The following is an 8,820-nucleotide window of genomic DNA, read 5'->3' on the forward strand; positions in this document are numbered from 1 at the left end:
TCATGCACGCCAGTTTCGGATTCGGCTCCGACACACGGACGGTGTATTGCAGTCGCTTATTGTGCATGAACATGAGGGTTCTCCAGTGTTGGGATCCGCCCGAACCACTTTGCATCAGGAATGTTCCTTCGCACCGCCATGCCAAACCTTGGCGCGACCTCGAGCGCAGGCCCAGCCCATAGTTTCACACGTGGTGCGCGGACGTTCTCGTTGCCGACCCGACCTACAAGGGTAGCTACACCGGACTATTCAAGCACTTCCTTGACTCAGGTAAGCCGGTGCTTCTCGCCGCAAACCAGAGGCGGCGAGCGTCACGCCTTGAGCATGCAGCCAGTTCACTCGAACATTTCGAAGATCGCACGAGCTTTAAGAACCCGGGCACCCGCTTCATCCCGAACATCGACGAAGAGTTCGAGCCGGTCTTCGATCGGAACAATCTCGGCCGCCATCTCGGCCAATGCCGTCGAGGCCTCCCGCCTTACCGCCTGCATGTCATCCAGTTCCGCGCCGGTTTCATCGGTCACGTGAGCTGAGCCGTTGAACGTGTCGAAGAAGTAGCGGCTCATCGAGTGCCTAGCGCCTTTGCTTCACGCTCTAGGGTCTCGCGGTCATTTCCATGCCTCGCGATCAGCTCGCGGACCTGAGGGATCGAGAGTCCGAACTTGCTGGCGAAGTAGCCGACCTCATACTCCTGATCCCCCGACACACGGTCGCGATCGCGCGCATCGCGTTTGCTTTTGTCGTCCGCCATGGTTCCGTTCCTCCTCTCTGGCCTAAGGAAAGACGGACGAGGCGAGAATGTTCCTCCTATCCGCTTGCGGGCGCGCCAAATCGGCAGGTCGATCCCCTTGGGTGTTGCCGTCAGGTGGCAACATGAAGCCCGTCGCTTACGCTGATTAGCCGCGACAAAGGTACGCCTAGTGCCAGCCGGCGAAAGGCGCATCATGCAGACTTGCCCTGCCAAACGGGGCGAAGCCCGGCCTTGCCAGCCCAATGGGCCCCGACGCCTGCAGGCGGCGCACCCCTGAGGCTGTTTGCCGGGCTCTTTATTAGCTAAGTCTTAGAAAATGTTAATGTGGGTCACTGCAAAGGGGCGCATAATGTGTATCTGCCCCGGCTCTTGACGGGGTAAGAGGCCCGGCCTGTCCCGCTCAAGTCGTCCCCCGACTCCGCCGCACGCAGGCCGGGTCGCCCGCCTTCCTTCCGAGTGCTTTGTCAGGCCAGCTTTTACGAAATGATTAGGTGACCTTTCCCGCACGAGGTAAGCCTACCATGCCTCATTTCATCTTTAGTGGTGACGATGCACGCGGTGTCCTACTTCCCGGCGCTGAGTCGGCCAAGAAAAGGGCGCTCGAATCGTTCGGAAAATGGTGGCGGGCCACCGGCGACCCAATACCGCGACCTGGTGTGCACGGTCCGAGATCCGAATGGCACTCAGCTCATGCAGATCAGAATTGAACTCGGAATGACGGTAGGGGTAAAAAGCCCCAGCGCTGAGGGGGGATCAACGCTGGGGCCATAGCCGTGTACGCGGTACTTGCCATGCCTGCTTATCAGCGTGCGCTAATATCATGAACGAATAGTGAATCCGGTCTCAATGGACCGGCTGCCCGCCGGCTTATTCCCAGGCGGCGCTAGTCAGGCCTTGGCTCCACGAGGCCGGCATCGACGTGGTCAGGTAAACGCGGGTGGGTTGGCCTCGCGACTGACGCGGTTGTCATCGCGTCCGGCGGCAGAAGGATCACCATCTTAGCCTCTTGATCAGGCCAGAGAGGTTTTCCTGCCAGCAGGAACACAGTGGCGACCAGGCAGATCAGGACGAGGGCGGCGCAGAGGTTGGCAATCATCTCGCCCAGTTGCACGACGCTTTCTCCCGGCAATGAAACACCCGCCGCTTCGCAGGTCGCAGCGGGTGTCCGACTCGACAAGAAACTCACGACGAAGGGACGCGTTACTCGCCAGTCCCGAACCCAATGGAAGAGCGGGCAATATGTTTCGTCGATGCGACTTTTGAATTGAAGGATGGGACCTTGGTCTCACACGGGCCAGCGAACTCGGCAGCAACGGCAGTCTGGGCAGGCCTAGAAGATCTGGCTGCGCCGGCCGTCCAAGGTAAAGGAGGTGATGTGGCGCCCGACTGAGGTCCAATGTTCCCTTGCTAAGGTCAGCCGCCCAACGGGAACATCGGAAGTTGTCTCATGCGGGGAAATCTCCCCACGGGCTGGGAACAAAGCTGCCGCCTGCGAGATTTGGGGCCATCACAGGGGGCTCAACAGCATGTCCCGAACTATATTCTGCATGCTCTACCTCGATCTCCTGGTCGTGGCGCTATATCTGGCCCTCAGCGCGGCATCGCCGGAATGACCCCTCGCGAGCCGAAGACAACTCCATCCAAGGAAAACAAGAAAGACGGCTTAGGACGGGCCCTCGGACTCGGACTGATCACCGGCGCGGCCGATGACGATTGCTCAGCCATAGGCACTTACGCGAGTGCCGGCGCCCGCTTTGGCCCTGACCTGCTTTGGACCGCTCCTGTAACGCTCCCGATGATGTACACGGTCGTCTATCTCTCGTCGAAGCTGGGACAGGTTTCTGGCCGCGGCCTCTTCCAGGTGATAAGCGATTTTTATCCAAGATGGCTGCTTTGGACGGTTCTTGTCGGTGTGCTGATCGGCAACACGATCGAAGCAGCCGCCGATCTTGGTGGAATGGCAGCATCGATCAATATCTTTCTTCCGGTTCCCATTCCGATCATTGTGGGCGCGGTTGCGGCTGTGATTTTCGCTCTCCAGCTTTGGGGTTCCTATACACTGATACGCGACGTCTTCCGTTGGCTCGCGCTTGCGTTGCTGGCCTATGTCGGCTCAGCTGTATTGGCCGCCCCCGACGCAGCAGCGGTGCTGTGGGGCACACTTGTTCCAAAGGTCCAATTCAACCGCGAGTTTTTCTCGATCCTGGTGGCCATAATCGGCACGACCCTTTCGGCGTATCTCTACACATGGCAATCGAACGAAGAGGTCGAGGAGGAGATTGCTGCGGGCAGAACCACGCTTGAGGAGCGAAAGGGAGCCACCCAAGCCGAATTGCGGCGCTCCCGCCGCGACATCCTGATCGGCATGATGTTCTCAAACGTGATCATGTACTTCATCATCTTGTCGACCGGATCGACACTCTACGACGCCGGGCAGCGCGACATCGAGACCGCCGCCCAGGCAGCTGAGGCGCTGAAGCCACTTGCAGGAGCCGCTGCCAGTGTGCTTTTCGCCGCGGGCGTGATCGGAGTTGGCTTTCTCGCAGTTCCGGTGATGACCACCGGGGCAGCGTACGATTTGGCGCAGGCAGTTGGATGGGACCACAGTCTGCATGCCAAGCCGCGAGAGGCCCCAAAGTTTTACGCTGCGATCGGCGTGTTTACGCTGATTGCGGTAGGGTTGAATTTTCTCGGGTTCAACCCGATGAAGGCACTTGTCTGGTCCGGCATTGTGCAGGGTTTTTCCACGCCCCCCTTGCTCCTTCTCATAGTGCTGATGACCAACAACCCGCGTATCATGGGAGATAAGGTCAACAGCCGCGGAACCAACGCACTCGGGTGGGCTACCACTGTCGCAATCTTTTCAGCTTCACTGGGGTTGGTTGCGACCTGGTTTATCTGAGGTGCAAAGTGCGGGCTGAGTAGCCGCCCCAAGCCGAGAGAAGGCGAAGCAAAGGAAATCCCGAAGCACGGTCCAGGCCAGCAAGGCAAAGTTGCTCCCCGATCTTCTCGGGCAAGCCGTCCCGCCGGGTCCGGTGGGCGGCCATCACATCTCAATCAGCGCGTAGGCAACGCCAAAAATGGCGGTCGTCACGACTAAGAAAAATGCCCATCCCTTCAGAGCGTGCCGCACATCCTCTGCCGAAGCACCCTTCGAATCGTCTTCATTCATCTCAAGAACCCTAGCGGAATTTGATCACGATTTACGAGATCAATATAGGATCGGCAATCCCGTGGGCGTCTTAACATGCAATCCTTTCGTAACCGCTTCCGACGTCTGGTCGAAATGATCTGCAGCGCCAATCGTGTCACGCTGACCTATTCGCCCGACATTAGCCCGAAGGACGCCGGCTGTCTCAGTTGGGCCAGGCAGCGACAATCATCTAGATCCGTGTCACCTTGTCGAGGCCAAGCCGCATCACTTTGGACTTCGGCAAAATTGAAGGCTGGTATCCGCTCTCTGAACGAGCGAGCCATGGTGCCCACGCCGGCTGCGGCTGAAGATGAAATGCGCCGTTTGCGGCGGCAAGCGTATCACCCTGACCTATTCGCGCGGACACCAGGCCGAAACACCTTCATAGGAGTGCGAGGTTTCTAGGGCGTGCGTTTCGTCTGCCGCCGCCGCCACATCCTACTGTCCGTCTGGCGTTCATCATTCGGACCTTCGGAGCGAGGTAGCAATGGACCACCGGGGCTAAAGACAACTCCCGCATCCTCCAGAGCCCGGCGTATAGCGGCAGCATGGCGCCGATTCAGGTTCCTGGACCCGTTCTCAAATTTGAGGATCGTCGGTTCGCTAACATGCGCCCTGGCCGCGAGCCGCACTCGCGACCAGCTCAACAGAGCTCGTGCGGCTTTTGATTGTTCCCCCGACAGTAAGTCTCGGTTGGGCATAGGCGTGGAACATTCAATATCCCTAAAATATTCCGGATGCTAGCTCGCCTCGTCCCGGAGCGTCCATCGGCTTCTTCAGGGGTCCTCAAATGTTCGTGAGCCCCGCGAAGAGATCGCGCGGTCGGGCTGCTAGGCTCTGTCTTCGGCCGATAAACCTGCCCCAGCAACACAGGCGTAAACTTATCACTCCGAGACCCATTGCGCGGGGACGGGAGTACGCACGCTGAGCCGCTGTCCTGGCGAGCGATGATGTTTCGTTTTCCTACAACGTGAGCAGGCCCGCCGCCTGCAATTCGCGCGCGGCAGCGGGGCAGGGCTGGCAAATATCACGACAGCTGAATTGCCGTGACGGCATTCAACGAGGCTGGCACCGAGATGATCGCCGGTCTCGTCATTAAGATCCGCAGCGCTAGGCGAGGCGGAGCTTTGCGCAGATGGGCTGGCTGAATGGGGGCAGCGGCGAGGCGAGGCTCTGTAAAAAGCCCTATTTGAAGTGGCCAGAGCTACGAAGCTTCGCCAGCAAGATCAGTGCCGTGCCGCGGTATTCGGCGTGCACATGTTCCCTTAACGGCGATGCCTCCCAAGCAGCCAAGTCTGCGACAAGAACGGTAGCGTCGCCATTTACTGAGGCACATTTCAGTTGGCCGCCCTTCTCAAGCACAACTACAGCAGCGTGTGCGTTCTCATAACCTATTGCGGCCATTCTCTGAACCTTAGCGTCGCCGTCGATACGCACATCGAACAACAGTGATCCCGCGGTCTTGTGCGCGGCATCGGCCACCCTGTCGGAGAACGGTCGCTGGATGCCATCGGGGTCGGCGATCGACTGCTCAAACAGGACGATTTCGACGTGCCCAGCCACCATGTTGCGACAGTGCGCTGTCTGCCACGATTAGCAATAGTGACGTCCGAACATTCCCAGCTTCTTTTCACAAGGAATTTCTGTAGTGACTATCCAACCAGCTGAAGCGGGATCGCAGCTGCACGCCTCCACCTTCGCGAGTCGCCTATGACCCGCCTTGACTCCCCAATAGCCGGCAAGCGCCCCGTTCACAGCTTTTCGCGGCAAATAGGTCAGCGGCCTTTGGCTACACCTACCATCTTGGTTCGCACATCGCCGCCGTCTTGTCGGCCATAGCCGCTAGGATCCGCGGCGATATTAGCCAGATGGGCCACGAGCACTCTGCGATCCGCGGCGCCAACTGGCCTGTAAAGGGCGACGAGATTGCCAGTGCGCGTTGGCTGACGGTGCCGATAGCCGCGATTTGCTACGCGCCATCCGCGACGTACGCGGGCACCCGATTATTAAGATCAAGGTTGAGTCGGGCGCGCCGGTCGTCGGCGAACAGACAGCCCCAGCACTGAGCTGATCAGCGCTGGGGCCTTGGCTCTCTACTCACACAGATGCTCGTCACTCCAGGAAGGGAACGGCGGGCACCTCTCTAGCTGCTATCGACGAGGAAGGTGACGCATTCCGCCGGCTCTATCAAATGCTGCAGCGAGGCGAAGGTTTCAGCATAGGGACCAAAGTGTCAGTCTCTCCGACTTCTGTCTGAATAGAACATCTCAACGGGCATGCGATCATGGTCGCGACGGCACGGGTCGTCCTGGCATCTACCCGTGCCGTCTGAAAGACTGGAACCCCCTCGTCCCCCTCAAGCGAGCGGGTTCTTGCATGCGACCGATTCGAGGAAGGACCCTAAGGTAGCGGCCAGATTTTCCTCAGCATGAGCGCGCGGGCTTTGAAATTTCTGGGCCGATGGATGGCAGAACATCTGCCAAACGTGAGCACCGAAGACCCAGGGGCAATTGCCGATCTTGTGTTTGAACTCCTGGCTACTGCTGGGCGCCAGGGCATCGCGCCCAAAGAGATATACGAGGAGGTCGATAGCGTGTTTCACCTTCTGAGCGAAGCGATGCAGCACGGTGGGGGCTTGGCCGACTGAGGCAGCGAATAGATGCCACTCCGGACCTACAATCATTTTTAAACCACAGCGCGCTTCCGCCCTCGCCAGATGACAGGGCCAGCTGGGGTTTGATGGGTTGTGTCGCCCATGGGCGGTGCTCCAGTTTGTTAGCAGTAAGGCATGAACCATGGCCAACAACAAAAATAGGCAATGCCGACAAGGGCTTTGAGATCACTATGGTGGCCGTCATCGTTTTCGCTGCGATGGGCCTGATCCTGGTCGCAGCTACAGGATGCAGGGAACCGCCGTCGCTAACGCCATGCCGCGCAGCGAAACTCTCTTGGAAATGGCAGAGCGCCAGTTCCGCGAAGGCGAGGCGCCTATTGCCCGCCAGCGCGCCCTCATAGAAAAGCTGGCGCGTCACGGCCATCCGACCGACGACGCGCAAGACTTTCCTGCCCTGCTTCGAGAGGCTCATTTCCTGAAGGCGCGGCATTGAGTGGACGCGGGGCAGAATTCTTTCCCGAATTGACTACCAACAACATGATGCGGGACAGCGTGGGCGCTGGCTTCTACCTCGTTAAGAGGATGCCAATGTTCGGCAGATCCGATAACCCGCCGCTCGGTGTGCCCCCACACCCAGCGGCGGGCTAAGGTGACCGGCGCCTTTTCTCGTGGGGAGAATTGCCTGAGCCTGGCGCCGGCCTGGCGAACTAGCGGTCCGCCGCACATGCAAGATAGCTAATCTCTACCTCAAAAGGACATGGCGTGATCGCGTAACCTCTGGCAATCGCCTGGCGATCAGGAATATAATCCTCACAGGTGCCGCGACCCCAGTTTCACCAGGATTCGCCATGACAATGAAATTTCCCTTTACGGAAGACACGCTCGGCAAAAAGCTGGAGGCCGGCACAGGGCTATCGGTCGACTGCCTGACTTGTAAGCGGCTCGGGCCGCACCATGGCTGCCTCATTGATGGTGAAGGTGATCTTCTGCCATGAGTGCAGGGCCGCCGGCCGATGGCTGACGGAACCTTCAGGTCACGAAGCATGCGATGACGCCTGACAAGCGGGCCCGCCATTAGCGTTCGGCTCAGTGCTGGCCAAACCGTCGGAACAATTGCTGGCCAGGGAAGTTGCCGGTGCGCCTCTACGATGTCATTGAAGCGCGGACTCATCGCCCGAGTCCCGATTGTCGGGTGGTAGCGCATGGCGAATAGCGAAATATTCGTTCGACCGTCCCAGAGGTGGCCTTTGCCATGCTTCTGGCCGCTGTCGCGCCCAAGCCCGCTGTGCTTGACGCCGCCGACGGGGCGGCAGGGTCGGAGATCAGACCGCGATTGAGCGCGATCATACCGGACTCGATCTTGGATGCCATGCTGGTGCCTTTGGCAAGATTGCGTGCGTAGATATAGGCGGCAATGCCATACTCGGTGCTGTTCGCCTTTGCAGTGGCCTCCGCCGCATCCTCGAAGCTGCTGATTGGCGTCACGGACCCAGATATCTCCTCATGGGCCAGGCGTCCTCCGGCAGGTCGCTCAAAACCGTTGGCGGGTAGAAGAAACCCTCACACGGCGCCGCCACACGGGACTTTCGCGCCGCGGCCAACCGCGTCCTGATCCAGCGGATCGATCTTTGTCCACGGCCTTTCTGGTGATCATCGGCCTGCATTCGGTTTTAGGGTCCGTGCCCGGGCCGAACGCGAGCGCCGCCATGCGCTTGCGTAAGCCTCAGCGAACGCATCGTGGATGCCGCCTGGACGCATTGGCCGCGGTGCAGGCCTCGCCGGCATTGCGCATCTTGGCGACCATCACACCATCGAGCGCCGCTTCCAGATCGGAGCCGTCGAGCACGATGAATGGCATCTCGGCGGCAGAGGTAAGATCTTGCTGTGCCCCGCAAACAGTCATTGTATGCGAATACGCTGGAGATCGCGGTTTGCGAAAAAACGGCCAGAAAGGCACTGGCGCTAACGCACCTTCGCTCGGCTGACCCGCCAGATGACATTACCAACATCGTCGGCGACGAGCAGCGCGCCGGCCCGATCGACAGCAACGCCGACCGGACGGCCCATCGCCTTGCCATCATTTCCGAGGAAGCCGGTGAGCACATCCTTCGGGGCCCCGCTCGGTCTACCACCGCGGAATGGCACGAAGATCACCTTATAACCGCTGTGTACGCTTCTATTCCACGAGCCGTGCTGGCCAACGAATGCGCCGTTGCCATAGGCTGTGCCGAGCGACGCGCGGCTGGAGAAGGCCAGTCCCAG

At 59.6% G+C, this 8,820-nt stretch carries 12 protein-coding genes and 2 pseudogenes; 5 read left to right on the forward strand and 9 right to left on the reverse strand.

Going from position 1 to position 8,820, the window contains the following annotated elements:
- Nucleotides 1-197: 197 nt before the first annotated feature.
- A pseudogene (locus CK215_RS32215) lies at nucleotides 198-321 on the forward strand (NAD(P)H-dependent oxidoreductase); the annotation flags it as partial.
- Nucleotides 322-335: 14 nt separating this feature from the next.
- Here the strand turns inward: CK215_RS32215 and CK215_RS30335 are convergent.
- The 3 genes from CK215_RS30335 to CK215_RS30345 form a co-directional block, all read right to left on the reverse strand.
- Nucleotides 336-566, reverse strand: coding sequence for a hypothetical protein (locus tag CK215_RS30335; protein ID WP_066998556.1), 231 nt, complete (start codon nucleotides 564-566; stop codon nucleotides 336-338).
- Nucleotides 563-751: a DUF3606 domain-containing protein gene (locus tag CK215_RS30340; RefSeq protein ID WP_066998553.1), complete on the reverse strand. Its 189-nt coding sequence runs from the start codon at nucleotides 749-751 to the stop codon at nucleotides 563-565. The genes CK215_RS30335 and CK215_RS30340 overlap by 4 nt, the downstream gene beginning before the upstream one ends.
- Before the next feature lie 883 nt (nucleotides 752-1,634).
- Entirely contained in the window at nucleotides 1,635-1,862 is a 228-nt protein-coding gene (locus CK215_RS30345) for a polymerase (RefSeq protein WP_095833126.1), read from the reverse strand.
- Between the two features lie 498 nt (nucleotides 1,863-2,360).
- Between CK215_RS30345 and CK215_RS30350 the strand changes: the two genes are divergently transcribed.
- A complete protein-coding gene (locus CK215_RS30350) occupies nucleotides 2,361-3,653 on the forward strand; it encodes an Nramp family divalent metal transporter (protein ID WP_095833127.1) in 1,293 nt (430 codons plus the stop codon).
- A gap of 144 nt (nucleotides 3,654-3,797) precedes the next feature.
- Here CK215_RS30350 and CK215_RS32360 read toward each other — a convergent pair whose 3' ends face one another.
- The 3 genes from CK215_RS32360 to CK215_RS30360 form a co-directional block, all read right to left on the reverse strand.
- The gene (locus tag CK215_RS32360) at nucleotides 3,798-3,923 is read right to left on the reverse strand and encodes a hypothetical protein (protein WP_280953096.1); all 126 of its coding nucleotides are present in this window, start codon (nucleotides 3,921-3,923) and stop codon (nucleotides 3,798-3,800) included.
- A gap of 422 nt (nucleotides 3,924-4,345) precedes the next feature.
- Nucleotides 4,346-4,645: a helix-turn-helix transcriptional regulator gene (locus CK215_RS30355; RefSeq protein ID WP_095833128.1), complete on the reverse strand. Its 300-nt coding sequence runs from the start codon at nucleotides 4,643-4,645 to the stop codon at nucleotides 4,346-4,348.
- A 484-nt stretch (nucleotides 4,646-5,129) separates the two neighbouring features.
- Nucleotides 5,130-5,510: a hypothetical protein gene (locus CK215_RS30360; RefSeq protein ID WP_095833129.1), complete on the reverse strand. Its 381-nt coding sequence runs from the start codon at nucleotides 5,508-5,510 to the stop codon at nucleotides 5,130-5,132.
- A gap of 898 nt (nucleotides 5,511-6,408) precedes the next feature.
- Here CK215_RS30360 and CK215_RS30365 point away from each other — a divergent pair.
- The 3 genes from CK215_RS30365 (at nucleotide 6,409) to CK215_RS32220 (ending at nucleotide 7,553) form a co-directional block, all read left to right on the forward strand.
- A complete protein-coding gene (locus tag CK215_RS30365; protein ID WP_245418877.1) occupies nucleotides 6,409-6,591 on the forward strand; it encodes a hypothetical protein in 183 nt (60 codons plus the stop codon).
- 280 nt (nucleotides 6,592-6,871) lie between these two features.
- Entirely contained in the window at nucleotides 6,872-7,051 is a 180-nt protein-coding gene (locus CK215_RS30370) for a hypothetical protein (protein ID WP_141245597.1), read from the forward strand.
- Between the two features lie 355 nt (nucleotides 7,052-7,406).
- Nucleotides 7,407-7,553 (forward strand): hypothetical protein, encoded by a 147-nt coding sequence (locus CK215_RS32220; RefSeq protein ID WP_245418878.1) that lies wholly within the window; start codon nucleotides 7,407-7,409, stop codon nucleotides 7,551-7,553.
- Nucleotides 7,554-7,725: 172 nt separating this feature from the next.
- Here the strand turns inward: CK215_RS32220 and CK215_RS32225 are convergent, their stop codons facing one another.
- The 3 genes and pseudogenes from CK215_RS32225 to CK215_RS30380 all read right to left on the reverse strand — a co-directional run.
- Nucleotides 7,726-8,043 (reverse strand): aldehyde dehydrogenase family protein, encoded by a 318-nt coding sequence (locus CK215_RS32225; protein ID WP_245418879.1) that lies wholly within the window; start codon nucleotides 8,041-8,043, stop codon nucleotides 7,726-7,728.
- A 238-nt stretch (nucleotides 8,044-8,281) separates the two neighbouring features.
- Nucleotides 8,282-8,416: an aldehyde dehydrogenase family protein gene (locus CK215_RS32365; RefSeq protein WP_280953097.1), complete on the reverse strand. Its 135-nt coding sequence runs from the start codon at nucleotides 8,414-8,416 to the stop codon at nucleotides 8,282-8,284.
- Nucleotides 8,417-8,520: 104 nt separating this feature from the next.
- Nucleotides 8,521-8,820: pseudogene (locus CK215_RS30380) on the reverse strand (sorbosone dehydrogenase family protein); the annotation flags it as partial.

It is taken from the genome of Mesorhizobium sp. WSM3864 (assembly GCF_002294955.1).
Lineage (GTDB): Bacteria > Pseudomonadota > Alphaproteobacteria > Rhizobiales > Rhizobiaceae > Mesorhizobium.

What these genes read in the sequence shown, in the direction of transcription:
- CK215_RS30335 (WP_066998556.1), bottom strand. Translation starts at nt 566, where the DNA reads ATGAGCCGCTACTTCTTCGACACGTTCAACGGCTCAGCTCACGTGACC.
- CK215_RS30340 (WP_066998553.1), bottom strand. Translation starts at nt 751, where the DNA reads ATGGCGGACGACAAAAGCAAACGCGATGCGCGCGATCGCGACCGTGTG.
- CK215_RS30350 (WP_095833127.1), top strand. Translation starts at nt 2,361, where the DNA reads ATGACCCCTCGCGAGCCGAAGACAACTCCATCCAAGGAAAACAAGAAA.
- CK215_RS32360 (WP_280953096.1), bottom strand. Translation starts at nt 3,923, where the DNA reads ATGAATGAAGACGATTCGAAGGGTGCTTCGGCAGAGGATGTGCGGCAC.
- CK215_RS30355 (WP_095833128.1), bottom strand. Translation starts at nt 4,645, where the DNA reads ATGCCCAACCGAGACTTACTGTCGGGGGAACAATCAAAAGCCGCACGA.
- CK215_RS30360 (WP_095833129.1), bottom strand. Translation starts at nt 5,510, where the DNA reads ATGGTGGCTGGGCACGTCGAAATCGTCCTGTTTGAGCAGTCGATCGCC.
- CK215_RS30365 (WP_245418877.1), top strand. Translation starts at nt 6,409, where the DNA reads ATGGCAGAACATCTGCCAAACGTGAGCACCGAAGACCCAGGGGCAATT.
- CK215_RS30370 (WP_141245597.1), top strand. Translation starts at nt 6,872, where the DNA reads ATGCCGCGCAGCGAAACTCTCTTGGAAATGGCAGAGCGCCAGTTCCGC.
- CK215_RS32220 (WP_245418878.1), top strand. Translation starts at nt 7,407, where the DNA reads ATGACAATGAAATTTCCCTTTACGGAAGACACGCTCGGCAAAAAGCTG.
- CK215_RS32365 (WP_280953097.1), bottom strand. Translation starts at nt 8,416, where the DNA reads ATGCCATTCATCGTGCTCGACGGCTCCGATCTGGAAGCGGCGCTCGAT.